Below are 26,469 nucleotides of genomic sequence, written 5' to 3' on the forward strand. Positions count from 1 at the left end.
ACAGGACCGTGAAACGACTCCACGCCGATGATAGTGCGGATTGCCCGTGTGAAAGTAGGTAATCGTCAGGCTCCTTATACACGTCCCGGCCCCGCCCCCAAAAGGCGGGGCCGTGGCCGTTTACGGCTGTGCTATAAGTGAGAGCCGATGGGTTCCGAGCGGTCAAGTGGTACTTGACAAGACGTTATCGCTCCCCCATAATCAACAGTTCTCTGCGGAGGGGTGCCCGAGTGGCTAAAGGGGGCAGACTGTAAATCTGTTGGCTTACGCCTACGTTGGTTCGAATCCAACCTCCTCCACCAGATTTCAAGGCTGTAAAGCGTTTGTTGGGAATCGACAGATCCTTGCGGGTGTAGCTCAATGGTAGAGCAGAAGCCTTCCAAGCTTACGACGAGGGTTCGATTCCCTTCACCCGCTCCAGCAAGCAAAGTAGATGTAGCGCCCATGTGGCTCAGTGGTAGAGCACTCCCTTGGTAAGGGAGAGGTCGGCAGTTCGATCCTGCCCATGGGCACCAGCCAGTACCAAGTGATTGTTTGCGCTTGGCGCAACGTACGGAAAAATCCTCTTAGGAGTCGAAAATGGCCAAAGGTAAGTTTGAGCGGACCAAGCCGCACGTGAACGTCGGCACGATCGGTCACGTTGACCACGGCAAGACCACGCTGACGGCAGCGATCACGACGGTGCTGACCGCCAAGTTCGGCGGTGAAGCAAAGGCCTACGACCAGATCGACGCAGCGCCGGAAGAAAAGGCGCGCGGCATCACGATCAACACGGCACACGTCGAGTATGAAACGGCTAACCGCCACTACGCACACGTCGACTGCCCGGGCCACGCCGACTACGTGAAGAACATGATCACGGGCGCCGCGCAGATGGACGGCGCGATCCTGGTGTGCTCGGCCGCTGACGGCCCGATGCCGCAAACGCGTGAGCACATCCTGCTGGCGCGTCAGGTCGGTGTGCCGTACATCATCGTGTTCCTGAACAAGTGCGACATGGTCGACGACGCCGAGCTGCTCGAGCTGGTCGAGATGGAAGTGCGCGAACTGCTGTCGAAGTACGACTTCCCGGGCGACGACACGCCGATCATCAAGGGTTCGGCGAAGCTGGCGCTGGAAGGCGACAAGGGCGAGCTGGGCGAAGTGGCGATCATGAACCTGGCCGACGCGCTGGACACGTACATCCCGACGCCGGAGCGCGCTGTGGACGGCGCGTTCCTGATGCCGGTGGAAGACGTGTTCTCGATCTCGGGTCGCGGCACGGTGGTGACGGGCCGCGTCGAGCGTGGCGTGATCAAGGTTGGCGAGGAAATCGAGATTGTCGGTATCAAGCCGACGGTGAAGACGACCTGCACGGGCGTGGAAATGTTCCGCAAGCTGCTCGACCAGGGTCAGGCAGGCGACAACGTCGGTATCCTGCTGCGCGGCACGAAGCGTGAAGACGTGGAGCGTGGCCAGGTGCTGGCCAAGCCGGGTTCGATCACGCCGCACACGCACTTCACGGCTGAAGTGTACGTGCTGAGCAAGGACGAAGGCGGCCGTCACACGCCGTTCTTCAACAACTACCGTCCGCAGTTCTACTTCCGTACGACGGACGTGACGGGCTCGATCGAGCTGCCGAAGGACAAGGAAATGGTGATGCCGGGCGACAACGTGTCGATCACGGTGAAGCTGATCGCACCGATCGCGATGGAAGAAGGTCTGCGCTTCGCCATCCGCGAAGGTGGCCGTACCGTCGGCGCCGGTGTCGTTGCCAAGATCATCGAGTAAGCCAGCTAGTTCTCGTTGATCGGTTGTTTCGGGGTTGGCAATGTTGCCGACCCCAATGGTTTAGGGGTATAGCTCAACTGGCAGAGCGTCGGTCTCCAAAACCGAAGGTTGGGGGTTCGATTCCCTCTGCCCCTGCCAACTCTCGCGTCGCATGCGACGCTCGTTAAGGTGTTATGGCGAATCCTTCCGTCGAAACTGTTAATACTTCCAGCGACAAACTGATGCTCGTCGCCGGCGTATTGTTGGTCTTGGCCGGGTTCGTGGGGTTCTTCTGGCTGAATGGCCAAGAATGGTACGTCCGCGGAGCAGCTCTGGCTGTCGGGCTGATCGCAGGCGTCGCAGTCGGTCTTCTCTCAGCGCCCGGCAAGGGTTTTATCGCATTCGCCAAAGATTCGTACAAGGAAGTCCGAAAGGTTGTCTGGCCGACGCGTAAAGAAGCCAGCCAAACGACCTTGGTGGTTTTTGGTTTTGTGCTAATCATGGCGGTGTTCCTCTGGATTTGTGATAAATCCATCGAGTGGGCGATTTTCTCGGCGATTCTGGGTTGGAAATGATATGAGCGATATTCCGGCATCCCCGAGTGGAAAACGCTGGTACGTGGTGCACGCCTACTCCGGTATGGAGAAGAGCGTGCAACGTGCGCTTCAGGAGCGTATCGAACGTGCCGGCATGCAAGACAAGTTTGGCCAGATTCTCGTCCCGACCGAAGAAGTCGTCGAGGTGAAGGGTGGCCACAAATCAGTGACAGAGCGTCGTTTCTTTCCGGGCTACGTGCTCGTTGAAATGGAAATGACGGATGAAACGTGGCATCTCGTCAAAAACACGGCAAAGGTGACAGGTTTCGTGGGCGGTGCGCGCAATCGTCCGAGTCCGATTTCCCCGCGGGAAGTCGAGAAGATCATGTCGCAGATGCAAGAAGGCGTGGAAAAGCCGCGTCCGAAGACCCTGTTCGAAGTGGGCGAGATGGTTCGCGTGAAGGATGGTCCTTTTACGGACTTTAACGGCAGCGTCGAGGAAGTGAATTACGAGAAATCGCGCGTTCGTGTATCTGTGACAATTTTCGGTCGCGCCACGCCAGTGGAACTGGAATTCGGCCAGGTCGAAAAGCTGTAAATCGGTTTTTTGCGGATCGCGCCAGACGGCGCGATCCGTCTTTCGCGCTTACGGTCCGCGTAATGGCCGTTGAGGAGCGTCAGTAGTCAGAAGCAGGACGAAGGCGCGTTACTACTCACCGAACGCAATCGCGTTCTAAAGAGGTTTATCACATGGCAAAGAAAATTGTCGGCTTTATCAAGCTGCAGATTCCTGCAGGTAAGGCCAATCCGTCGCCGCCGGTTGGCCCGGCACTGGGTCAACGCGGCCTGAACATCATGGAGTTCTGCAAGGCGTTCAACGCGCAGACTCAAGCGATGGAACCGGGTCTGCCGATCCCGGTCGTCATTACCGCATTCGCAGACAAGAGCTTCACGTTTGTCCTGAAGACGCCGCCGGCTACGGTTCTGATCAAGAAGGCAGCGAAGATCGACAAGGGCTCGAGCAAGCCGCACACCGACAAGGTCGGCAAGATCACGCGCGCTCAGGCTGAAGAAATCGCCAAGACCAAGATGCCGGACCTTACGGCAGCTGATTTGGACGCAGCGGTTCGTACTATCGCTGGTAGCGCCCGCTCGATGGGCATCACCGTGGAGGGCGTGTAAATGGCTAAGCTTTCGAAGCGTCTGCAAGCATTTGCAAACAAGGTCGATCGTCAGAAGCTGTACGCGATCGACGAAGCCCTGTCGCTCGTGAAGGAATGCGCAAGCGCGAAGTTCGACGAGTCGATCGACGTCGCGGTGCAGTTGGGCATCGATGCGAAGAAGTCGGACCAGGTCGTCCGCGGTTCGGTCGTTCTGCCGGCGGGTACCGGTAAGTCGGTTCGCGTTGCTGTGTTCGCGCAAGGCGAAAAGGCTGAACAAGCTCGCGCAGCGGGCGCGGATATCGTCGGCATGGAAGATCTGGCCGAGCAAGTCAAGGCCGGTAACCTGAACTTCGACGTCGTGATCGCTTCGCCGGACACGATGCGTGTCGTCGGTACGCTGGGTCAGATCCTCGGCCCGCGCGGCCTGATGCCGAACCCGAAGGTCGGTACTGTCACGCCTGACGTCGCGACGGCAGTGAAGAACGCAAAGGCAGGTCAGGTTCAATTCCGCGTCGACAAGGCCGGTATCATCCATGCAACCATCGGCCGTGCATCGTTCGAGCGGACGGCTCTGCGTTCGAACCTGAGCGCGCTGGTCGAAGCGCTGCAAAAGGCGAAGCCGGCTACGAGCAAGGGCGTGTACCTGCGCAAGATCGCACTGTCTAGCACGATGGGCGTGGGCGTGCGTGTTGACCAGGCTACGCTGGCAGCACAGTAAAGTTTTAACCGTCCCGTTCGAAAGGCCGGGGCGGATTTAAGGGCTTTGGGCGGTCGCAAGATTGCAGTATGAATCGAGCGGCCGGTTGTCAAAGACCGTTGGTGGAAGCGCAGTAGTTGGGCATTTCCTTAATTCAAGCCAACGCAGATGGCGAACCCGAAAAGGTTTTGAAGTGATGAAGCCATTTGGTTCCCGCAGCCATGCGGACCTCGAATGGTTGAAATACTCCTGACTGGTCGGACGCCGTTGTTGAACGCGACGCACGAAGCATATGCCTAGTGTGTCGAATCTGGAGGTTAACCGTGCCACTGAACAAAGAAGGTAAGCAGGCCGTAGTGGCTGAAGTTTCCGCGCAAGTCGCGAAAGCTCAGACCATGGTTCTGGCCGAGTATCGTGGGATCACGGTTGGCGATCTGACCAAGCTGCGCGCGAAAGCGCGCGAGCAACAGGTGTATCTGCGCGTGTTGAAGAACACGCTGGCGCGTCGCGCTGTCGAAGGTACCCCGTTTGCTCCGCTGGCTGAGCAGATGACCGGTCCTCTGATCTACGGCATCTCGGAAGATGCAATTGCCGCTGCTAAGGTCGTCAACGACTTCGGCAAGAGCAATGACAAGTTGATCATCAAGGCTGGTTCGTACGAAGGCAAGGTGATGGACAAGGCGGGCGTGCAAGCGCTGGCCAACATCCCGAGCCGCGAAGAACTGCTCTCCAAGCTGTTGTTCGTCATGCAAGCGCCTGTTTCTGGCTTTGCGCGCGCTATGGCCGCGCTGGCAGAAAAGAAGCAAGGCGAGGCTGCGTAAGCAGTGCATCGACGCACTTCAGTCGGGCGTAATTGATCGCTGGCTGTATCCGAATTCAATTTAGGAGTATTTCAAATGGCAATCGCAAAAGAAGACATCCTCGAAGCCGTAGGCGCGATGTCGGTTCTGGAACTGAACGAACTCGTCAAGGCGTTCGAAGAGAAGTTTGGCGTGTCGGCTGCTGCTGTTGCAGTTGCTGGCCCCGCAGGCGCAGGCGGCGGCGCCGCTGCTGCCGAAGAGCAAACCGAATTCACGGTTGTTCTGACGGAAGCCGGTGGCAACAAGGTTGCAGTGATTAAGGCTGTTCGCGAACTGACGGGCCTGGGCCTGAAGGAAGCGAAGGACCTGGTCGACGGCGCACCGAAGCCCGTGAAGGAAGCGGTGCCCAAGGCTGCTGCTGACGAAGCCAAGAAGAAGCTGGAAGACGCAGGCGCGAAAGCTGAAATCAAGTAATTTTCAGCGCGCTGTGCGAAGGCTGGCGGTTTTCCCACCGCCGGCCTTTTTGTGCTTTGTGGGAACGACGTTTTTGCATGCTTGCATCGGCAAAAACGTCCACCCAGAAGCCAAAGAGAATCGTCGTTCGGCAAGTTCGACTGGCACTTCTCTTTGTCTTCTGAAGCGACTGCAGAAGGCAAGTTTGGTCGGGTAGCGGGCAACACAGGCATCCGCTGCCGTCAGCCAGCGGTTGGTAGCGGCCAACCACCAAGCTTCTAGGCTCGTTCAAGCCATCGGACGGCCAACGGGTCTCAGTCGGTGAACACTCGGGTTGTCACATCAAGGTATCCCGCCTCGACAACAATGCCCGCCGTGATTCGGAGATCGTATGCAATATTCCTTCACCGAGAAGAAGCGCATTCGCAAGAGTTTCGCGAAGCGCCCCATCGTTCACCAAGTACCTTTCCTGCTGGCTACCCAGCTTGAATCATTCAGCACGTTTCTGCAAGCAGAAGTGCCAACGGCGCAGCGCAAACCGGAAGGTCTGCAAGCCGCGTTCACCTCGGTTTTTCCCATTGTTTCGCATAATGGCTTCGCTCGTCTGGAGTTCGTCAGCTACATGCTGTCGTCGCCGGCATTCAACATCAAGGAATGTCAGCAGCGCGGTCTGACTTACTGCTCGGCGCTGCGTGCCAAGGTGCGTCTGGTGCTGCTCGACAAGGAATCGCCGAGCAAGCCCGTCGTCAAGGAAGTGAAAGAGCAGGAAGTGTATATGGGCGAAATTCCGCTCATGACGCCGACCGGCTCCTTCGTCATCAACGGCACGGAACGTGTGATCGTGTCGCAGCTGCACCGTTCGCCTGGCGTGTTCTTCGAACACGACAAGGGCAAGACGCACAGCTCCGGCAAGCTGCTGTTCTCGGCACGTATCATCCCTTACCGCGGCTCGTGGCTCGACTTCGAATTCGATCCGAAGGACGTGCTGTACTTCCGCGTCGACCGTCGTCGCAAGATGCCCGTCACGATCCTGCTGAAGGCAATCGGCCTGACGCCGGAACAGATCCTCGCGAACTTCTTCGTGTTCGACAACTTCACGCTGATGCCGGAAGGCGCGCAGATGGAGTTCGTACCTGAGCGTCTGCGTGGTGAAGTCGCGCGCTTCGACATTACGGATCGCGACGGTAACGTCATCGTCCAGAAGGACAAGCGTATCAACGCGAAGCACATTCGCGATCTCGATAACGCGAAGACCAAGTTCATTTCGGTTCCCGAAGACTATCTGCTCGGCCGCGTGCTGGCGAAGAACGTCGTCGACGGCGACACGGGCGAGGTGATCGCGAACGCGAACGACGAGATCACGGAAGGCGTGCTCGAGAAACTGCGCGAAGCGAAGATCAAGGACATCCAGACGCTCTATACGAACGATCTGGATCAGGGTCCGTACATCTCGTCGACGCTGCGGATCGACGAAACCGCCGACAAGATGGCCGCGCGTATAGCGATCTACCGCATGATGCGTCCGGGCGAGCCGCCGACGGAAGAAGCCGTCGAGGCGCTGTTCAACCGTCTGTTCTACAGCGAAGAAGCGTACGACCTGTCGAAGGTGGGTCGTATGAAGTTCAATCGCCGCGTCGGCCGTGACGAAATCACGGGCCCGATGACGCTGCAGGACGACGACATCCTCGCGACCATCAAGATCCTCGTCGAGCTGCGCAACGGCAAGGGCGAAGTGGACGACATCGACCACCTCGGCAACCGTCGCGTGCGTTGTGTCGGCGAACTGGCGGAGAACCAGTTCCGCGCGGGTCTCGTGCGCGTCGAACGTGCAGTGAAGGAACGCCTCGGCCAGGCCGAAAGCGAAAACCTGATGCCGCACGATCTGATCAACTCGAAGCCGATTTCGTCGGCGATTCGCGAGTTCTTCGGCTCGTCGCAGCTGTCGCAGTTCATGGACCAGACCAACCCGCTGTCGGAGATTACCCACAAGCGCCGCGTGTCGGCTCTTGGCCCGGGCGGTCTGACGCGCGAGCGCGCCGGCTTCGAAGTCCGCGACGTGCACCCGACCCACTACGGCCGCGTGTGCCCGATTGAAACGCCGGAAGGTCCGAACATCGGTCTGATCAACTCGCTGGCTCTGTACGCGCACCTGAACGAATACGGCTTCCTCGAAACGCCGTATCGCAAGGTGACGGACGGCAAGGTCACGGATCAGATCGACTATCTGTCGGCAATCGAAGAAGGCCGTTACGTGATCGCTCAGGCGAACGCGGCGGTCGCCGAAGACGGCACGCTGACCGACGAACTCGTCTCGTCGCGTGAAGCGGGCGAAACGCTGATGGTCACGCCGGACCGCATCCAGTACATGGACGTGGCGCCGTCGCAGATCGTGTCGGTGGCTGCATCGCTGATTCCGTTCCTCGAGCACGACGACGCGAACCGTGCACTGATGGGCTCGAACATGCAGCGTCAGGCTGTGCCGTGTCTGCGTCCGGAGAAGCCGGTCGTCGGTACGGGCATCGAGCGTACGGTGGCGGTCGACTCGGGCACGACCGTGCAGGCGCTGCGCGGCGGTGTGGTCGATTACGTCGACGCAGGCCGTATCGTCATTCGTGTGAACGACGACGAAGCGGCTGCGGGTGACGTCGGTGTCGACATCTACAACCTGATCAAGTACACGCGTTCGAACCAGAACACGAACATCAACCAGCGTCCGATCGTGAAGGTCGGCGACAAGGTTGCGCGCGGCGACGTGCTGGCTGACGGCGCTTCGACGGACCTCGGCGAACTGGCGCTTGGCCAGAACATGCTGGTCGCGTTCATGCCGTGGAACGGCTACAACTTCGAAGACTCGATCCTGATCTCGGAGAAGGTCGTTGCGGACGATCGCTACACGTCGATCCACATCGAAGAACTGAACGTCGTGGCTCGCGACACGAAGCTCGGACCGGAAGAAATCACGCGCGATATTTCGAACCTCGCCGAAGTGCAACTCGGTCGTCTCGACGAGTCGGGCATCGTGTACATCGGCGCTGAAGTCGAAGCAGGCGACGTGCTGGTTGGCAAGGTCACGCCGAAGGGCGAAACCCAGCTGACGCCGGAAGAAAAGCTGCTGCGCGCGATCTTCGGCGAGAAGGCATCGGACGTGAAGGACACGTCGCTGCGCGTGCCGTCGGGCATGAGCGGCACTGTGATCGACGTGCAGGTGTTCACACGTGAAGGCATCCAGCGTGACAAGCGCGCGCAACAGATCATCGACGATGAACTGAAGCGCTATCGCCTCGACCTGAACGATCAGCTGCGTATCGTGGAAGGCGACGCGTTCCAGCGTCTCGCGCGTATGCTCGTCGGCAAGGTCGCGAACGGCGGTCCGAAGAAGCTCGCGAAGGGCACGAAGATCGAACAGGCCTACCTGGAAGATCTCGATCACTACCACTGGTTCGACATCCGCCTCGCGGACGAAGAAGCAGCGGCTCAGCTCGAAGCGATCAAGGACTCTATCGAACAGAAGCGTCACCAGTTCGACCTCGCGTTCGAAGAGAAGCGCAAGAAGCTCACGCAAGGCGACGAACTGCCGCCGGGCGTGCTGAAGATGGTCAAGGTCTACCTCGCCGTGAAGCGTCGTCTGCAGCCTGGCGACAAGATGGCAGGTCGTCACGGTAACAAGGGTGTCGTGTCGAAGATCGTGCCGATCGAAGACATGCCGTACATGGCCGATGGCCGTCCCGCAGACGTCGTGCTGAACCCGCTCGGCGTTCCGTCACGGATGAACGTGGGTCAGGTTCTCGAAGTGCATCTCGGTTGGGCCGCGAAGGGTCTGGGCTGGCGTATCGGCGAAATGATGCAACGTCAGGCGAAGATCGAAGAAGTTCGCACGTTCCTGACCAAGATCTACAACGAGTCGGGCCGCGCGGAAGAGCTGGAAAGCTTCTCCGACGACGAGATCCTCGAACTGGCGAAGAACCTGCGCGAAGGCGTGCCGTTCGCGACGCCGGTGTTCGACGGTGCGACGGAAGACGAAATGTCCAACATGCTGGACCTGGCCTTCCCGGACGACATCGCGCAGAACCTCGGCATGACGAAGTCGAAGAACCAGGTGCGTCTGTACGACGGCCGCACGGGTGAAGCCTTCGAACGTACCGTGACGGTCGGCTACATGCACTATCTGAAGCTGCATCACCTGGTCGACGACAAGATGCACGCGCGTTCGACGGGGCCGTACTCGCTCGTGACCCAGCAGCCGCTGGGCGGCAAGGCGCAGTTCGGTGGTCAGCGCTTCGGTGAGATGGAAGTGTGGGCGCTCGAGGCCTATGGCGCATCGTATGTGCTGCAGGAAATGTTGACGGTCAAGTCGGACGACGTGACGGGCCGGACCAAGGTTTACGAGAACCTGGTCAAGGGCGATCACGTGATCGACGCGGGTATGCCGGAATCCTTCAACGTGCTGGTGAAGGAAATCCGCTCGCTCGGTATCGACATCGACCTCGATCGCAACTAATCGGACTACGGAGAGAAAGCAATGAAAGCTCTGCTCGATCTATTCAAGCAAGTCCAACAGGAAGAAGTTTTTGACGCGATCAAGATCGGTCTGGCCTCGCCCGACAAGATCCGTTCGTGGTCGTTCGGCGAAGTGAAGAAGCCGGAAACCATCAACTACCGCACGTTCAAGCCGGAGCGGGATGGTCTGTTCTGCGCGAAGATTTTTGGTCCGATCAAGGACTACGAATGTCTTTGCGGCAAGTACAAGCGCCTGAAGCACCGCGGCGTGATCTGCGAGAAGTGCGGCGTCGAAGTGACGCTCGCAAAGGTGCGTCGCGAACGCATGGGCCACATCGAACTGGCCTCGCCCGTCGCGCACATCTGGTTCCTGAAGTCGCTGCCGTCGCGTCTGGGCATGGTGCTCGACATGACGCTGCGCGACATCGAGCGCGTGCTGTACTTCGAAGCATATGTGGTCATCGATCCGGGCATGACGCCGCTGAAGGCGCGTCAGATCATGACGGAAGAGGATTACTACAATAAGGTCGAAGAGTACGGCGACGAATTCCGCGCTGAAATGGGCGCGGAAGGCGTGCGCGAACTGCTGCGCGCGATCAACATCGACGAGCAGGTCGAAACGCTGCGCTCGGAGCTGAAAAACACGGGTTCGGAAGCGAAGATCAAGAAGTACGCGAAGCGTCTGAAGGTGCTCGAGGCCTTCCAGCGTTCGGGCATCAAGCCCGAGTGGATGATTCTCGAAGTGCTGCCCGTGCTGCCGCCGGAACTGCGTCCGCTGGTTCCGCTGGACGGCGGCCGTTTCGCCACTTCGGACCTGAACGACCTGTATCGCCGCGTGATCAACCGTAACAACCGGTTGAAGCGTCTGCTCGAATTGAAGGCGCCTGAAATCATCGTCCGCAACGAAAAGCGGATGCTGCAGGAAGCCGTCGATTCGCTGCTCGACAACGGCCGTCGCGGCAAGGCGATGACGGGTGCGAACAAGCGTCCGCTGAAGTCGCTCGCCGACATGATCAAGGGTAAGGGCGGTCGCTTCCGTCAGAACCTGCTGGGCAAGCGCGTCGACTACTCGGGCCGTTCGGTCATCGTGGTCGGCCCGACGCTGAAACTGCATCAGTGCGGTTTGCCGAAGCTGATGGCGCTCGAACTCTTCAAGCCGTTCATCTTCAACAAGCTGGAAGTGATGGGCGTCGCGACGACCATCAAGGCTGCGAAGAAGGAAGTCGAGAACCAGACGCCCGTCGTGTGGGACATCCTCGAAGAGGTGATCCGCGAGCATCCGGTCATGCTGAACCGCGCGCCAACTCTTCACCGTCTGGGCATTCAGGCTTTCGAGCCGGTGCTGATCGAAGGCAAGGCGATTCAGCTGCATCCGCTCGTTTGCGCGGCGTTCAACGCCGACTTCGACGGTGACCAGATGGCTGTTCACGTTCCGCTGTCGCTCGAAGCGCAGATGGAAGCGCGCACGCTGATGCTGGCGTCGAACAACGTGCTGTTCCCGGCCAACGGCGATCCGTCGATCGTGCCGTCGCAGGACATCGTGCTCGGCCTGTACTACGCGACGCGTGAAGCGATCAACGGCAAGGGCGAAGGCATGACGTTCACGGGCGTGTCGGAAGCACTGCGCGCGTACGAGAACAAGGAAGTCGAGCTGGCCTCGCGCGTCAACGTGCGGATCACGGAAATGGTCCACAACGAAGACAAGTCGGAAGGCGCGCCGGCGTTCGTGCCGAAGATCTCGCTGTACGCGACGACCGTCGGCCGCGCGATCCTGTCGGAAATCCTGCCGCCGGGCCTGCCGTTCTCGGTGCTGAACAAGCCGCTGAAGAAGAAGGAAATCTCGCGTCTGATCAACACGGCGTTCCGCCGCTGCGGTCTGCGCGAAACGGTGATCTTCGCCGACCAGCTGATGCAGTCGGGTTTCCGCCTCGCAACGCGCGCCGGCATTTCGATCTGTGTCGACGATATGCTGGTGCCGCCGCAGAAGGAACAGATCGTCGGCGACGCCGCGAAGAAGGTGAAGGAATACGACCGTCAGTACATGTCGGGCCTCGTCACCGCGCAGGAACGCTACAACAACGTGGTCGACATCTGGTCGGCGACGTCGGAAGCGGTCGGCAAGGCGATGATGGAGCAGCTGTCGACGGAACCCGTCGTGGACCGCGACGGCAACGAAACGCGTCAGGAGTCGTTCAACTCCATCTACATGATGGCCGACTCGGGCGCGCGTGGTTCGGCAGTGCAGATTCGTCAGCTGGCCGGTATGCGCGGACTGATGGCGAAGCCGGACGGCTCGATCATCGAGACGCCGATTACCGCGAACTTCCGCGAAGGCCTGAACGTGTTGCAGTACTTCATCTCGACCCACGGCGCACGTAAGGGTCTGGCTGATACGGCACTGAAGACGGCAAACTCCGGTTACCTGACGCGTCGTCTGGTCGACGTAACGCAAGACCTCGTCGTGGTCGAAGACGATTGCGGCACGTCGAACGGCGTGGCGATGAAGGCGCTGGTCGAAGGCGGTGAAGTCGTCGAAGCGCTGCGCGACCGTATTCTCGGCCGCGTTGCGGTGGCTGACGTCGTCAATCCGGAAACGCAAGAGACGCTGTACGAATCGGGCACGCTGCTCGACGAAACGGCTGTCGAAGACATCGAGCGTCTGGGCATCGACGAAGTGCGCGTGCGCACGCCGCTCACCTGCGAAACGCGTTACGGTCTGTGCGCGTCGTGCTATGGCCGCGACTTGGGCCGTGGCTCGCTCGTGAACGTCGGCGAAGCAGTCGGCGTGATCGCTGCGCAGTCGATTGGCGAGCCGGGCACGCAGCTGACGATGCGTACGTTCCACATCGGTGGTGCGGCATCGCGCGCGGCAGTCGCGTCGTCGATCGAAGCGAAGTCGAACGGTACGGTGCGTTTCACGTCGACGATGCGTTACGTCACGAATGCGAAGGGAGAGCAGATCGTCATCTCGCGTTCGGGCGAAGCGATGATCACCGACGATCACGGCCGCGAGCGCGAGCGTCACAAGGTGCCGTACGGCGCGACGCTGCTGCAGCTCGACGGCGCACAGATCAAGGCGGGCACGCAACTGGCCACGTGGGATCCGATGACGCGTCCGATCATCACCGAGTACGGCGGTACGGTGAAGTTCGAAAACGTCGAGGAAGGCGTGACGGTCGCGAAGCAGATCGACGACGTGACGGGTCTTTCCACCCTGGTCGTGATCGACGTGAAGCGCCGCGGTTCGCAGGCGTCGAAGAGCGTGCGTCCGCAGGTGAAGCTGCTCGACTCGAACGGCGAGGAAGTGAAGATCCCGAACTCGGAGCACTCGGTTCAGATTGGCTTCCAGGTCGGCGCACTGATTACCGTGAAGGACGGTCAGCAGGTTCAGGTGGGCGAAGTGCTCGCACGTATCCCGACGGAATCGCAGAAGACGCGTGACATTACGGGTGGTCTGCCGCGTGTGGCGGAACTGTTCGAAGCACGTTCGCCGAAGGACGCAGGTATCCTGGCGGAAGTCACGGGTACGACGTCGTTCGGCAAGGACACGAAGGGCAAGCAGCGTCTCGTTATCACGGACCTCGAAGGCAACCAGCACGAGTTCCTGATCGCGAAGGAAAAGCAGGTTCTGGTGCACGATGGTCAGGTCGTCAACAAGGGCGAAATGATTGTCGACGGACCGGCGGATCCGCACGACATCCTGCGTCTGCAGGGTATCGAAGCGCTGTCGCGCTACATCGTGGACGAAGTGCAGGACGTGTACCGTCTGCAGGGCGTGAAGATCAACGACAAGCACATTGAAGTGATCGTGCGTCAGATGCTGCGTCGTGTGCAGATCGTCGATAACGGCGATACGCGCTTCATCCCGGGCGAGCAGGTCGAACGTTCGGACATGCTGGACGAAAACGACCGCATGATCGCGGAAGACAAGCGTCCGGCAACGTACGAGAACATCCTGCTGGGTATCACGAAGGCGTCGCTGTCGACCGACTCGTTCATCTCCGCGGCATCGTTCCAGGAAACGACCCGCGTGCTGACGGAAGCGGCCATCATGGGCAAGCGCGACGATCTGCGTGGCCTGAAGGAAAACGTGATCGTCGGCCGTCTGATTCCGGCCGGTACGGGTCTCGCGTTCCACAAGGCGCGCAAGACCAAGGAACTGGCGGATCGCGAGCGTTTCGACCAGATCGCTGCCGAAGAGGCCTTCGAGTTCGGTACGCCGGAAAACCCGGCCGCCGAGCAAACGCCCCACACCAACGAGTAAGCTGGCCGGCGGCGCGAGCCGCCACGTTCGGCGAAGTTGGCAAAACCGCCCGGTTTCGACCGGGCGGTTTTTTTCGTCTGCCGATCGTGCGTTTCTCCTATGCCGTTCGAGTTCGGCCAGATAGCGAATGCATCGACAAAGCCCAGGCGAAACGCATTTGGGTTGGTAAAATTCGTGTCACCGTCTCCGCGCTCTACTCTCTATTTTCTTCATGTCCCGTCCGCTCCAGATCCTCAACGAAGTCTTCGGTTATCCCGCGTTTCGAGGGCAGCAGAGCGAAATCGTCGAGCATGTTGCCGCAGGCGGCGATTGTCTGGTGCTGATGCCGACGGGCGGCGGCAAATCGCTGTGCTATCAGATTCCGTCGCTGGTGCGGCGCGAAGCGGGACTGGGCGCGGGTATCGTCGTGTCGCCGTTGATCGCGTTAATGCAGGATCAGGTGGCGGCGCTGACGGAAGTCGGCGTGCGAGCGGCTTATCTGAATTCGACGCTTTCCGGCGCCGATGCCGCCGCGACTGAGCGCGCGCTGCGCGATGGCGAAATCGATCTGCTGTATGTGGCGCCGGAACGCCTGATGACGCCGCGCTTTCTCGATCTGCTCGAGCGCGCGCGCATCGGCCTGTTCGCCATCGACGAAGCGCATTGCGTGTCGCAATGGGGGCACGATTTCCGCCCCGAGTACATTCAGCTCTCGGTGCTGCACGAGCGGTTTCCGTCCGTGCCGCGCATCGCGCTCACCGCGACTGCCGACGCGATTACGCGCGATGAAATCATTCATCGCCTCGCGCTCGACGATGCGCGCGTTTTCGTGTCGAGTTTCGACCGGCCGAATATCCGCTACCGGATCGTCGAGAAAGATAACGCGCGCGCGCAACTGCTCGACTTCATCCGCGCGGAACATATGCGCCCTGACGGCACCAGCGATGCGGGCGTCGTGTATTGCCTGTCGCGTCGCAAGGTCGAGGAAACGGCTGAGTGGCTAAAAGGGCAGGGCATCCGCGCGCTGCCTTATCACGCGGGCATGGAGTTCGAAGTGCGCCAGCAGCATCAGGAAACCTTCCAGCGCGAGGAAGGCGTCGTGATGTGCGCGACGATCGCGTTCGGCATGGGCATCGACAAGCCGGACGTGCGCTTCGTTGCGCACCTGGACCTGCCGAAGAGCGTCGAAGGGTACTACCAAGAAACGGGACGCGCCGGGCGCGACGGTCTGCCGGCCAACGCGTGGATGGCTTACGGGCTCGGCGACGTCGTGCAGCAGCGCAAGATGATCGACGAATCGGAAGCCGACGACGCGCATAAGCGGGTGCAGACAGGCAAGCTCGATGCGCTGCTCGGACTGTGCGAAACGGCGGCGTGCCGCCGCGTGCGTCTGCTTGCCTACTTTGGCGAGGAGGGCAAGCCTTGCGGCAACTGCGATACCTGTCTCGAGCCGCCCGCATCGTGGGACGCGACGCGTGAATCGCAGATGGCGCTGTCATGCGTTTTTCGTGCACAGCGCGCGAGCGGGTTCAATTTCGGCGCCGGGCATCTGATCGACATTCTGCGAGGCAATCGGAACGAGAAGATTCTGCAGCGCGGTCACGATCGACTCAGTACGTTCGGAATCGGTGCAGCTTTGTCCGAGCATGAATGGCGAGCAGTTTTTCGCCAGTTGGTCGCATTCGGATTTCTCACCGTCGATCACGAGGGCTTTGGCGCGCTCGTGCTGACGGAAGCGAGCAAGTCCGTACTGAAGGGCGAGCAGCAGGTGACGATGCGCCGATATGTGAAGCCAGTGCGTACGCGCCAATCGTCCGGACGCACGAGCGAGCGCGCGGATCCGACGGTCGGTATGAATGCGCGCGAGCGCGCGCGCTGGGACAGGCTGCGCGCGTGGCGCACCGAAACCGCGAAGAGCGACGGCGTGCCCGCCTACGTCATTTTTCACGATGCCACGCTGGCAGAAATCGCGCGCAATCGCCCTGAGTCGCTGGAGGATTTGCGCCACATTCCGGGAATGGGCGCGCGCAAACTCGACCGTTTCGGCGACGAATTGCTCGAAGTCGTCGGCGCTGACTGACCTCGAATCATCGGTAAGCCTGCTCGAATCGACGCAACCTGTTGACTCGTTTAGGATTTTCGGAATATGATGCTAGGTTCCGGTTCTTGGCAGGATTGCGTGCGGCGTAAGTCCTGTGGCCCGCCAAGGCAGGAAGTCAGAAGCGCATTCGTTTTTGCTTTGCCCAGAAATGGATGCGTCGATTTTGTTCAATTTCAGGAATAAACAATGCCAACCATCAATCAACTGGTTCGCAAAGGCCGCACGTCCGAAACGACGAAGAGCAAGAGCCCGGCCTTGCAGGACTGCCCCCAGCGTCGTGGCGTGTGCACCCGTGTGTACACGACGACGCCGAAGAAGCCGAACTCGGCACTCCGTAAGGTCGCCAAGGTTCGTTTGACGAACGGCTTCGAAGTTATTTCGTACATCGGTGGTGAAGGCCACAACCTGCAGGAACACTCGGTCGTGCTGATTCGTGGCGGCCGTGTGAAGGACTTGCCTGGTGTGCGTTACCACATGGTTCGCGGCTCGCTGGATACCCAGGGCGTCAAGGATCGTAAGCAGGCTCGCTCGAAGTACGGTGCGAAGCGCGCCAAGGCCGGCAAGTAATCAACCAGTCAATGCAGCAGTAACAGGTCGCCTGCAAAGGCGGTTATAGCGGTGGTGCCGGGTAGCCGGTGCTGTCGAGTAAGTGGTCACCCGACCAGGCTGGTAAGTCGTAATGGATGAATCGGGTTAGTTGGTGGCCGCGGGGTGGTGCAGAGGCACTGCTCCAACTGAAAAGTCAAAGGAAGAAACATGCCGCGTCGTCGCGAAGTCCCCAAGCGGGAAGTGTTGCCGGATCCGAAGTTCGGTAACGTTGATGTAGCAAAATTCATGAACGTGCTGATGCTCTCAGGCAAGAAGTCGGTTGCCGAGCGCATCGTGTACGGCGCTTTCGAACAGATCCAGACCAAGGGTGGCAAGGACCCGCTGGAAGTGTTCACGGTGGCGCTCAACAACGTCAAGCCGGTGGTCGAAGTGAAGAGCCGCCGCGTTGGTGGTGCGAACTATCAGGTTCCGGTCGAAGTGCGTCCGTCGCGTCGTATGGCATTGGCGATGCGTTGGTTGCGTGAAGCCGCGAAGAAGCGCAGCGAAAAGTCGATGGCCCTGCGCCTGGCAGGTGAACTCTCCGAAGCGGCCGAAGGCCGTGGTGGCGCAATGAAGAAGCGCGACGAAGTTCACCGGATGGCAGAAGCCAACAAGGCGTTCTCGCATTTCCGTTTCTAAGCGTCCCGTCCCCGGGTTAGCAGTAAAGCGGAAAGAAATTCCGGGCGGGTGCGCTTTCAGGCGCCTCGCCCGTTTGTGTTAGGGCGCGATGGACTCTCTGTTCCATCGTGTCATCCCAATAGAGGATCAAAGTGGCTCGCAAGACTCCTATCGAGCGCTACCGCAACATCGGTATTAGCGCTCACATCGACGCCGGCAAGACGACGACGACCGAGCGCATCCTGTTCTATACCGGCGTGAACCACAAGATCGGTGAAGTGCACGACGGCGCCGCCACCATGGACTGGATGGAGCAGGAACAGGAACGTGGTATCACGATCACGTCCGCTGCTACCACGGCGTTCTGGAAGGGCATGGGTAACAACTACCCGGAACACCGCATCAACATCATCGACACCCCGGGTCACGTCGACTTCACGATCGAAGTCGAGCGCTCGATGCGCGTGCTCGACGGCGCATGCATGGTGTACTGCGCAGTGGGCGGCGTGCAGCCGCAGTCGGAAACGGTGTGGCGCCAGGCTAACAAGTACAAGGTTCCGCGTCTCGCGTTCGTCAACAAGATGGACCGGACCGGCGCGAACTTCTTCAAGGTCTACGACCAATTGAAGACCCGTCTGAAGGCCAATCCGGTTCCCGTGGTTGTGCCGATCGGCTCGGAAGAGAACTTCAAGGGCGTCGTCGATCTGCTGAAGATGAAGGCGATCATTTGGGACGAAGCGTCGCAAGGCACGAAGTTCGACTACGTCGACATCCCGGCTGAACTCGTTGACACGTGCAACGAGTGGCGCGAAAAGATGATCGAATCGGCGGCTGAAGCCAGCGAAGAGCTGATGGAAAAGTACCTGGGCGGCGACACGCTGACCGAAGCGGAAATCGTCAAGGCTCTGCGCGACCGTACGATCGCTTGCGAAATCCAGCCGATGCTGTGCGGCACCGCGTTCAAGAACAAGGGCGTGCAGCGCATGCTCGACGCCGTGATCGACTTCCTGCCGTCGCCGGTCGACATTCCCCCGGTCAAGGGTGAACTCGAAAGCGGTGAGGCTGCTGAGCGCAAGGCGTCGGACGACGAGAAGTTTTCGGCACTCGCATTCAAGATCATGACCGACCCGTTCGTCGGCCAGTTGATCTTCTTCCGCGTGTACTCGGGTATCGTGAATTCGGGCGACACCGTGCTGAACTCGACCAAGGACAAGAAGGAACGTCTCGGTCGTATTCTGCAGATGCACGCAAACCAGCGCGAAGAAATCAAGGAAGTGCGCGCCGGCGACATCGCTGCAGCCGTCGGTCTGAAGGAAGCGACCACGGGCGACACACTGTGCGATCCGGCGCACCCGATCGTTCTCGAGCGCATGGTGTTCCCGGAGCCGGTGATTTCGCAGGCAGTCGAGCCGAAGACGAAGGCTGACCAGGAAAAAATGGGCCTGGCGCTGAACCGTCTGGCTCAAGAAGACCCGTCGTTCCGCGTGCAAACGGACGAAGAATCGGGCCAGACCATTATTTCGGGCATGGGCGAACTGCACCTCGAAATTCTGGTCGACCGTATGAAGCGTGAATTCAACGTCGAAGCGACCGTCGGCAAGCCGCAGGTTGCGTACCGCGAAACGATCCGCGCGACGGCGTCGGACGTGGAAGGCAAGTTCGTCAAGCAGTCGGGCGGCCGCGGCCAGTACGGTCACGCTGTCATCACGCTTGAGCCGAATGAGCAGGGCAAGGGCTATGAGTTCCTGGACGAGATCAAGGGTGGTGTGATTCCGCGCGAATACATCCCTGCAGTCGACAAGGGTATCCAGGAAACGCTGAAGAGCGGCGTGCTCGCTGGCTTCCCGGTCGTCGACGTGAAGGTTCACCTGACGTTTGGTTCGTACCACGACGTTGACTCGAACGAAAATGCGTTCCGCATGGCCGGTTCGATGGCGTTCAAGGAAGCAATGCGCAAGGCGAGCCCGGTTATCCTCGAGCCGATGATGGCCGTGGAAGTCGAAACGCCTGAAGACTACATGGGCAACGTGATGGGCGACCTGTCGGGCCGTCGCGGTATCGTCCAGGGCATGGAAGACATGGTGGGCGGTGGCAAGATCGTCCGCGCCGAAGTGCCGCTGTCGGAGATGTTTGGCTACTCGACGTCGCTGCGCTCGCTGACGCAAGGCCGCGCAACGTACACGATGGAATTCAAGCACTACGCAGAAGCTCCGCGTAACGTGTCGGAAGCGATCATCAACGCGAAGTCGAAGTAAGACCTCGCACAGTCATTCATCGAACAACTTTTTGAAAGAAGAGAAACATGGCTAAAGGTAAATTCGAACGGACCAAGCCGCACGTGAACGTCGGCACGATCGGTCACGTTGACCACGGCAAGACCACGCTGACGGCAGCGATCACGACGGTGCTGACCGCCAAGTTCGGCGGTGAAGCAAAGGCCTACGACCAGATCGACGCAGCGCCGGAAGAAAAGGCGCGCGGCATCACGATCAACACGGCACACGTCGAGTATGAAACGGCTAACCGCCACTACGCACACGTCGACTGCCCGGGCCACGCCGACTACGTGAAGAACATGATCACGGGCGCCGCGCAGATGGACGGCGCGATCCTGGTGTGCTCGGCCGCTGACGGCCCGATGCCGCAAACGCGTGAGCACATCCTGCTGGCGCGTCAGGTCGGTGTGCCGTACATCATCGTGTTCCTGAACAAGTGCGACATGGTCGACGACGCCGAGCTGCTCGAGCTGGTCGAGATGGAAGTGCGCGAACTGCTGTCGAAGTACGACTTCCCGGGCGACGACACGCCGATCATCAAGGGTTCGGCGAAGCTGGCGCTGGAAGGCGACAAGGGCGAGCTGGGCGAAGTGGCGATCATGAACCTGGCCGACGCGCTGGACACGTACATCCCGACGCCGGAGCGCGCTGTGGACGGCGCGTTCCTGATGCCGGTGGAAGACGTGTTCTCGATCTCGGGTCGCGGCACGGTGGTGACGGGCCGCGTCGAGCGTGGCGTGATCAAGGTTGGCGAGGAAATCGAGATTGTCGGTATCAAGCCGACGGTGAAGACGACCTGCACGGGCGTGGAAATGTTCCGCAAGCTGCTCGACCAGGGTCAGGCAGGCGACAACGTCGGTATCCTGCTGCGCGGCACGAAGCGTGAAGACGTGGAGCGTGGCCAGGTGCTGGCCAAGCCGGGTTCGATCACGCCGCACACGCACTTCACGGCTGAAGTGTACGTGCTGAGCAAGGACGAAGGCGGCCGTCACACGCCGTTCTTCAACAACTACCGTCCGCAGTTCTACTTCCGTACGACGGACGTGACGGGCTCGATCGAGCTGCCGAAGGACAAGGAAATGGTGATGCCGGGCGACAACGTGTCGATCACGGTGAAGCTGATCGCACCGATCGCGATGGAAGAAGGTCTGCGCTTCGCCATCCGCGAAGGTGGCCGTACCGTCGGCGCCGGTGTCGTTGCCAAGATCATCGAGTAAAATCGAGGATTGGTGTAGCAGATGCAGTCCTGGGTCTGGGCACTCGCGCCCCGCAGGCGCCCAGACCTACGTTCTTTTACTAATCGGCGGTGCAATACCGCCTCGCTCTTTCCAAGGAATTCGTCATGCAGAACCAGAAAATCCGCATTCGCCTGAAGGCGTTCGACTATCGTCTGATTGATCAATCGGCGGCTGAAATCGTCGACACGGCAAAGCGGACTGGCGCAATCGTTCGTGGTCCGGTGCCCCTGCCGACCCGTATCCAGCGTTTCGACATCCTGCGTTCGCCGCACGTCAACAAGACGTCGCGCGATCAGCTCGAAATCCGCACGCACCAACGCCTGATGGACATCATCGATCCGACGGACAAGACCGTCGACGCGCTGATGAAGCTGGATCTACCGGCCGGCGTGGACGTCGAAATCAAGTTGCAGTAAAGGTTTCAGGCGGCATCCGATCATCGGATGCCGCTAAGTCTTTGATTGCTTGCACAAAAGAAAAGGCCTTGCTATAATGCTAGGCTTTTCGCGCATTTGCGTAAAAAAGCCGTCGTAGTTCGCCTCTGAATCGCGCGGCATTTTGTAAATTAGCCCCGACCAATCGCAGTCGGGAATGGAGAAAACGATGAGCCTTGGACTCGTAGGTCGCAAGGTTGGCATGACCCGTATCTTCACGGCTGAAGGGGATTCGATTCCCGTCACCGTGCTGGACGTGTCCGACAACCGCGTGACGCAGATCAAGACTGTTGAAACCGACGGCTACACGGCTGTTCAGGTTGCCTTCGGTGCGCGCCGTGCGTCGCGCGTGACGAAGCCGCTGGCAGGTCATCTCGCCAAAGCCGGCGTTCAAGCCGGTGAAATCCTCAAGGAATTCCAAATCGACGCCACCAAGGCTGCCGAGCTGTCGAACGGCGCTGTGATCGGTGTGGATCTCTTCGAAGTGGGCCAAAAGGTCGACGTGCAAGGCACCTCGATCGGTAAGGGCTACGCCGGTACCATCAAGCGTTACAACTTCAGTTCGGGCCGTGCGTCGCACGGTAACTCGCGTTCGCACAACGTGCCGGGCTCGATCGGTATGGCGCAGGATCCGGGTCGTGTTTTCCCGGGTAAGCGCATGACCGGTCACATGGGTGACGAGACGGTGACGGTGCAAAACCTCGAAATCGCTCGTATCGACGCCGACCGCAAGCTGTTGCTGGTCAAGGGTGCCGTTCCGGGTGCGAAGGGCGGCAAGGTTTTCGTGACGCCGGCCGTGAAGGCGCGTGCCGTGAAAGGAGCGAAATAATGGAACTTAAGCTCCTGAATGCAAATGGTCAGGAAGGCGCAGCTGTCAGCGCGTCGGACGTCGTGTTCGGTCGTGACTACAACGAAGCGCTGATTCACCAGATCGTCGTCGCTTACCAGGCGAACGCGCGTAGCGGAAACCGCGCTCAGAAGGACCGCGAGCAGGTCAAGCACACGACGAAGAAGCCGTGGCGTCAGAAGGGTACGGGCCGTGCTCGTGCCGGTATGTCGTCGAGCCCGTTGTGGCGTGGCGGTGGTCGCATTTTCCCGAACTCGCCGGAAGAAAATTTCTCGCACAAGGTCAACAAGAAGATGCATCGCGCAGGTCTCTGCTCGATCTTCTCGCAGCTGGCCCGCGAAGGCCGCATCGCGGTTGTCGACGAGCTGACGCTCGAAGCGCCGAAGACGAAGCTGCTGGCCGAAAAGTTCAAGGCTATGGGTCTCGATTCCGTGCTGGTCATCACCGACACGGTTGACGAAAACCTGTACCTCGCGTCGCGCAACCTCGCCCATGTGGCGGTTGTCGAGCCGCGTTACGCCGACCCCCTGTCGCTGATCTACTTCAAGAAAGTGCTGATCACGAAGGCTGCGGTCGCCCAGATCGAGGAGTTGCTGTCATGAGCGAAGTTCGCAAAAACGATCATCGTTTGATGCAAGTTCTGCTCGCGCCGGTGATCTCCGAAAAGGCGACGCTGGTGGCTGACAAGAACGAGCAAGTCGTGTTCGAAGTTGCGCCGGACGCTACGAAGCAGGAAGTGAAGGCTGCTGTCGAGCTGCTGTTCAAGGTGGAAGTCAATTCCGTCAATGTGCTGGTCCAGAAGGGCAAAGCCAAGCGCTTTGGCCGCTACATGGGCAAGCGCAAGGACGTGAAGAAGGCGTATGTCTGCCTGAAGCCCGGCCAGGAAATCAACTTTGAAGCGGAGGCCAAGTAATCATGGCAATCGTGAAAGTTAAGCCGACTTCGCCGGGTCGCCGCGCGATGGTCAAGGTGGTCAACAAGGATCTGCACAAGGGCAAGCCGTACGCACCGCTGCTCGACACGCAGAGCTCGACCGCCGGCCGTAACAACAACGGCCACATCACCACGCGTCATAAGGGCGGTGGTCATAAGCATCACTATCGTATCGTCGACTTCCGTCGCACGAAGGATGGTATTCCCGCGAAGGTCGAGCGCCTCGAGTACGATCCGAACCGTAGCGCGAACATCGCGCTGGTCGTGTACGCAGACGGCGAGCGCCGCTACATCATCGCTCCGAAGGGCGTGACGGTTGGCCAGCAACTGATGTCGGGTTCGGAAGCGCCGATCCGCGCAGGCAACACGCTGCCGATCCGCAACATTCCGGTCGGTACGACGATTCACTGCATCGAAATGCTGCCGGGCAAGGGCGCGCAAATGGCGCGTTCGGCTGGTACGTCGGCGATGCTGCTGGCTCGTGAAGGTACCTACGCGCAAGTTCGTCTCCGTTCGGGCGAAATTCGCCGCGTTCACATCGAGTGCCGCGCGACGATCGGCGAAGTGGGCAACGAAGAGCATAGCCTCCGTCAAATCGGTAAGGCTGGCGCGAACCGCTGGCGTGGTATCCGCCCGACGGTGCGCGGCGTTGCAATGAACCCGGTCGATCACCCGCACGGTGGTGGTGAAGGCAAGACGGCTGCAGGTCGCGATCCGGTGAGCCCGTGGGGCACGCCGACGAAGGGCTATCGCACCCGTAGCAACAAGCGCACGACGAGCATGATCGTCCAGCGCCGTCACAAGCGTTAAGGAGTAGGCAATGGCACGTTCTATTAAAAAAGGTCCGTTCTGCGACGCCCATTTGCTGAAGAAAGTTGAGGCGGCTGCAGCTTCGCGCGACAAGAAGCCAATCAAGACCTGGTCGCGTCGCTCGACGATCCTGCCGGACTTCATCGGCCTGACGATCGCCGTTCACAACGGCCGTCAACACGTTCCGGTGTATGTCACGGAAAACATGGTCGGCCACAAGCTTGGCGAGTTCGCACTGACCCGTACGTTCAAGGGTCACGCGGCCGACAAGAAGGCCAAGAAATAAGGGGCAATCAAGATGGAAGTGAAAGCAATTCATCGCGGTGCCCGCATCTCGGCGCAGAAGACGCGCCTTGTGGCTGACCAGATCCGCGGTTTGCCGGTCGACAAGGCGCTGAACGTTCTGACGTTCTCGCCGAAGAAGGCGGCTGGCATCGTGAAGAAGGTCGTGCTGTCGGCGATCGCGAATGCGGAGCACAACGAAGGTGCTGATATCGACGAGCTCAAGATCACGAGCATCTACGTCGACAAGGCAGCGTCGCTCAAGCGTTTCACCGCGCGCGCCAAGGGCCGCGGCAACCGCATTGAGAAGCAATCCTGTCACATCACTGTGACGGTCGGGAATTAAGGGGTCATACGATGGGACAGAAAATTCATCCGACTGGCTTCCGTTTGGCCGTCAGCCGCAATTGGGCTTCGCGTTGGTACGCGAACAACAACAATTTCGCGGCGATGTTGCAGGAAGACATCGGTGTTCGTGAATACCTGAAGAAAAAGCTGAAGAACGCGTCCGTCGGCCGCGTCGTGATTGAGCGTCCTGCAAAGAACGCGCGCATCACGATTTTCAGCTCGCGTCCGGGTGTTGTGATCGGCAAGAAGGGCGAAGACATCGAATTGTTGAAGTCGGAACTGCAGAAGCGCATGGGCGTTCCGGTTCACGTCAACATCGAAGAAATCCGCAAGCCGGAAACCGACGCGCAACTGATCGCCGATTCGATCACGCAACAGCTCGAGCGCCGGATCATGTTCCGCCGCGCGATGAAGCGTGCGATGCAAAACGCAATGCGTCTCGGTGCTCAGGGCATCAAGATCATGAGCGCGGGCCGTCTGAACGGTATCGAAATCGCTCGTACCGAGTGGTATCGCGAAGGTCGCGTGCCCCTGCACACCCTGCGTGCGGACATCGACTACGCGACCTCGGAAGCGAAGACGACGTACGGCATCATCGGCGTCAAGGTGTGGGTCTACAAGGGCGATACGCTCGGCCGCAATGACGCTCCGGTGGTGGAAGAAGTCGCCGAAGAAAAGCGTCCGCGCCGCAATGCACGTCCGGGCGACCGTCGCCCGCGTCGCGATGGTGAAGGTGCACCGGCAGGTGCTCGCCGTGGCGGTCCGCGCCGTGGCGGTGCTGGCGACGGTAAGACTGGAGAATAACGATGCTGCAACCGAAACGCAGGAAGTATCGCAAAGAGCAGAAGGGTCGTAACACTGGCGTCGCAACGCGTGGTAACGCGGTGTCGTTCGGTGAGTACGGTCTGAAGGCTATCGGTCGCGGCCGCCTGACCGCGCGTCAGATTGAAGCAGCGCGTCGTGCAATGACGCGTCACATCAAGCGCGGCGGCCGCATCTGGATTCGCATTTTCCCGGACAAGCCGATCTCGCAAAAGCCGGCTGAAGTGCGTATGGGTAATGGTAAGGGTAACCCTGAGTACTACGTCGCCGAGATTCAACCGGGCAAGATGCTGTACGAAATGGACGGTGTGTCCGAAGAACTGGCGCGTGAAGCGTTCCGTCTGGCTGCAGCCAAGCTGCCGCTGAAGACGACGTTCATGGTTCGTCAGCTCGGCGCCTAAGGAGTGAATGATGAAGGCTTCCGAACTTCACCAGAAAGATCAGGCCGCGCTCAACAAAGAGCTGTCGGACCTGTTGAAGGCGCAATTCGGCCTGCGCATGCAACTCGCGACCCAGCAGCTCACGAACACGAGCCAGCTGAAGAAGGTTCGTCGCGACATCGCACGTGTGCGGACCGTCCTGACTGAGAAGGCGAACCAGAAATGAACGATAGCGTAAAAACCTCGCTCAAGCGGACGCTGGTCGGCAAGGTCGTCAGCAACAAGATGGACAAGACGGTTACCGTGCTGGTCGAGCACCGCGTGAAGCACCCGATCTACGGCAAGTATGTCGTACGTTCGAAGAAGTACCACGCTCACGACGAGGCGAACACCTACAACGAGGGCGACCTCGTTGAAATCCAGGAAACTCGTCCGATCTCGAAGACAAAGGCTTGGACGGTGTCGCGTCTGGTTGAAGCTGCTCGCGTCATCTAAAGCAGCTGAGCAACAGAAGTAGTTGAAATCGCAGTAGATTTCGCTTGCAAGACCGAGATTATTTGTTATAATCTCGGTCTTCCCTCTTTGTGGGAGCCCCATCGCGGGCGAAGTTGAGGTGGGGGAAGCGACGTGAGCGTCAGTTCATGTCGGCAGATT

General features: G+C 59.8%; 25 protein-coding genes and 4 tRNA genes. All 29 read left to right on the forward strand.

Going from position 1 to position 26,469, the window contains the following annotated elements:
* The first annotated feature begins 216 nt into the window (after window positions 1-216).
* The 29 genes from AABE10_RS31170 to rpsQ all read left to right on the forward strand — a co-directional run bounded on the left by AABE10_RS31170 (window position 217) and on the right by rpsQ (window position 26,310).
* A tRNA-Tyr gene (locus AABE10_RS31170) sits at window positions 217-302 on the forward strand.
* Window positions 303-346: 44 nt separating this feature from the next.
* Window positions 347-420: transfer RNA gene (locus AABE10_RS31175), tRNA-Gly, on the forward strand.
* A gap of 20 nt (window positions 421-440) precedes the next feature.
* Window positions 441-515, forward strand: a tRNA-Thr gene (locus AABE10_RS31180).
* Window positions 516-579: 64 nt separating this feature from the next.
* On the forward strand, window positions 580-1,770 hold the full coding sequence (gene tuf / locus AABE10_RS31185; RefSeq protein WP_012402197.1) for an elongation factor Tu: 1,191 nt from the start codon (window positions 580-582) through the stop codon (window positions 1,768-1,770).
* A 62-nt stretch (window positions 1,771-1,832) separates the two neighbouring features.
* Window positions 1,833-1,908, forward strand: a tRNA-Trp gene (locus AABE10_RS31190).
* A gap of 35 nt (window positions 1,909-1,943) precedes the next feature.
* Window positions 1,944-2,324: a preprotein translocase subunit SecE gene (gene secE / locus AABE10_RS31195; RefSeq protein WP_012402206.1), complete on the forward strand. Its 381-nt coding sequence runs from the start codon at window positions 1,944-1,946 to the stop codon at window positions 2,322-2,324.
* 1 nt (window position 2,325) lies between these two features.
* On the forward strand, window positions 2,326-2,883 hold the full coding sequence (nusG, locus tag AABE10_RS31200; protein ID WP_007578364.1) for a transcription termination/antitermination protein NusG: 558 nt from the start codon (window positions 2,326-2,328) through the stop codon (window positions 2,881-2,883).
* Between the two features lie 152 nt (window positions 2,884-3,035).
* Window positions 3,036-3,467 carry a 50S ribosomal protein L11 gene (gene rplK, locus AABE10_RS31205; RefSeq protein ID WP_090873965.1) on the forward strand — a complete coding sequence of 144 codons (432 nt, stop codon included), beginning with the start codon at window positions 3,036-3,038 and terminating at the stop codon, window positions 3,465-3,467.
* Window positions 3,468-4,166 carry a 50S ribosomal protein L1 gene (rplA, locus tag AABE10_RS31210; protein ID WP_342937001.1) on the forward strand — a complete coding sequence of 233 codons (699 nt, stop codon included), beginning with the start codon at window positions 3,468-3,470 and terminating at the stop codon, window positions 4,164-4,166.
* 302 nt (window positions 4,167-4,468) lie between these two features.
* Window positions 4,469-4,966 carry a 50S ribosomal protein L10 gene (rplJ, locus tag AABE10_RS31215; RefSeq protein ID WP_090873967.1) on the forward strand — a complete coding sequence of 166 codons (498 nt, stop codon included), beginning with the start codon at window positions 4,469-4,471 and terminating at the stop codon, window positions 4,964-4,966.
* Window positions 4,967-5,041: 75 nt separating this feature from the next.
* Complete coding sequence (gene rplL, locus AABE10_RS31220) at window positions 5,042-5,419, forward strand: 50S ribosomal protein L7/L12 (protein WP_090873968.1); 378 nt, start codon at window positions 5,042-5,044, stop codon at window positions 5,417-5,419.
* Window positions 5,420-5,789: 370 nt separating this feature from the next.
* Window positions 5,790-9,896, forward strand: coding sequence for a DNA-directed RNA polymerase subunit beta (gene rpoB / locus AABE10_RS31225; RefSeq protein WP_342937002.1), 4,107 nt, complete (start codon window positions 5,790-5,792; stop codon window positions 9,894-9,896).
* Window positions 9,897-9,917: 21 nt separating this feature from the next.
* Window positions 9,918-14,159: a DNA-directed RNA polymerase subunit beta' gene (rpoC, locus tag AABE10_RS31230; RefSeq protein WP_342937003.1), complete on the forward strand. Its 4,242-nt coding sequence runs from the start codon at window positions 9,918-9,920 to the stop codon at window positions 14,157-14,159.
* Window positions 14,160-14,370: 211 nt separating this feature from the next.
* A complete protein-coding gene (recQ, locus tag AABE10_RS31235; protein WP_342937004.1) occupies window positions 14,371-16,218 on the forward strand; it encodes a DNA helicase RecQ in 1,848 nt (615 codons plus the stop codon).
* 207 nt (window positions 16,219-16,425) lie between these two features.
* Window positions 16,426-16,806 (forward strand): 30S ribosomal protein S12, encoded by a 381-nt coding sequence (rpsL, locus tag AABE10_RS31240; protein ID WP_006053290.1) that lies wholly within the window; start codon window positions 16,426-16,428, stop codon window positions 16,804-16,806.
* A 189-nt stretch (window positions 16,807-16,995) separates the two neighbouring features.
* Window positions 16,996-17,466, forward strand: a complete 471-nt coding sequence (gene rpsG, locus AABE10_RS31245) for a 30S ribosomal protein S7 (RefSeq protein ID WP_006053291.1) — start codon at window positions 16,996-16,998, stop codon at window positions 17,464-17,466.
* A gap of 131 nt (window positions 17,467-17,597) precedes the next feature.
* Complete coding sequence (gene fusA / locus AABE10_RS31250; protein WP_342937005.1) at window positions 17,598-19,700, forward strand: elongation factor G; 2,103 nt, start codon at window positions 17,598-17,600, stop codon at window positions 19,698-19,700.
* A gap of 47 nt (window positions 19,701-19,747) precedes the next feature.
* A complete protein-coding gene (gene tuf, locus AABE10_RS31255) occupies window positions 19,748-20,938 on the forward strand; it encodes an elongation factor Tu (RefSeq protein WP_012402197.1) in 1,191 nt (396 codons plus the stop codon).
* Window positions 20,939-21,063: 125 nt separating this feature from the next.
* A complete protein-coding gene (rpsJ, locus tag AABE10_RS31260) occupies window positions 21,064-21,375 on the forward strand; it encodes a 30S ribosomal protein S10 (protein WP_087736409.1) in 312 nt (103 codons plus the stop codon).
* 187 nt (window positions 21,376-21,562) lie between these two features.
* The gene (gene rplC / locus AABE10_RS31265) at window positions 21,563-22,222 is read left to right on the forward strand and encodes a 50S ribosomal protein L3 (protein WP_342937006.1); all 660 of its coding nucleotides are present in this window, start codon (window positions 21,563-21,565) and stop codon (window positions 22,220-22,222) included.
* Window positions 22,222-22,842 (forward strand): 50S ribosomal protein L4, encoded by a 621-nt coding sequence (gene rplD, locus AABE10_RS31270; protein WP_087736410.1) that lies wholly within the window; start codon window positions 22,222-22,224, stop codon window positions 22,840-22,842. The genes rplC and rplD overlap by 1 nt, the downstream gene beginning before the upstream one ends.
* The gene (gene rplW / locus AABE10_RS31275; RefSeq protein WP_087736411.1) at window positions 22,839-23,153 is read left to right on the forward strand and encodes a 50S ribosomal protein L23; all 315 of its coding nucleotides are present in this window, start codon (window positions 22,839-22,841) and stop codon (window positions 23,151-23,153) included. The genes rplD and rplW overlap by 4 nt, the downstream gene beginning before the upstream one ends.
* A gap of 2 nt (window positions 23,154-23,155) precedes the next feature.
* Window positions 23,156-23,983, forward strand: coding sequence for a 50S ribosomal protein L2 (gene rplB / locus AABE10_RS31280; RefSeq protein ID WP_012402194.1), 828 nt, complete (start codon window positions 23,156-23,158; stop codon window positions 23,981-23,983).
* Window positions 23,984-23,993: 10 nt separating this feature from the next.
* Window positions 23,994-24,269: a 30S ribosomal protein S19 gene (gene rpsS / locus AABE10_RS31285; protein ID WP_006998484.1), complete on the forward strand. Its 276-nt coding sequence runs from the start codon at window positions 23,994-23,996 to the stop codon at window positions 24,267-24,269.
* Between the two features lie 12 nt (window positions 24,270-24,281).
* Window positions 24,282-24,611, forward strand: a complete 330-nt coding sequence (gene rplV, locus AABE10_RS31290; RefSeq protein ID WP_007730533.1) for a 50S ribosomal protein L22 — start codon at window positions 24,282-24,284, stop codon at window positions 24,609-24,611.
* An 11-nt stretch (window positions 24,612-24,622) separates the two neighbouring features.
* Window positions 24,623-25,417, forward strand: a complete 795-nt coding sequence (rpsC, locus tag AABE10_RS31295; RefSeq protein WP_087736413.1) for a 30S ribosomal protein S3 — start codon at window positions 24,623-24,625, stop codon at window positions 25,415-25,417.
* Window positions 25,418-25,419: 2 nt separating this feature from the next.
* Window positions 25,420-25,836 (forward strand): 50S ribosomal protein L16, encoded by a 417-nt coding sequence (gene rplP / locus AABE10_RS31300; protein ID WP_012402192.1) that lies wholly within the window; start codon window positions 25,420-25,422, stop codon window positions 25,834-25,836.
* A 10-nt stretch (window positions 25,837-25,846) separates the two neighbouring features.
* Complete coding sequence (gene rpmC, locus AABE10_RS31305) at window positions 25,847-26,041, forward strand: 50S ribosomal protein L29 (RefSeq protein ID WP_007180130.1); 195 nt, start codon at window positions 25,847-25,849, stop codon at window positions 26,039-26,041.
* A complete protein-coding gene (rpsQ, locus tag AABE10_RS31310; RefSeq protein ID WP_087736414.1) occupies window positions 26,038-26,310 on the forward strand; it encodes a 30S ribosomal protein S17 in 273 nt (90 codons plus the stop codon). The genes rpmC and rpsQ overlap by 4 nt, the downstream gene beginning before the upstream one ends.
* Window positions 26,311-26,469 lie beyond the last annotated feature (159 nt).

The organism is Paraburkholderia diazotrophica (assembly GCF_038900755.1).
In the GTDB taxonomy this organism is placed as follows: domain Bacteria; phylum Pseudomonadota; class Gammaproteobacteria; order Burkholderiales; family Burkholderiaceae; genus Paraburkholderia; species Paraburkholderia diazotrophica_A.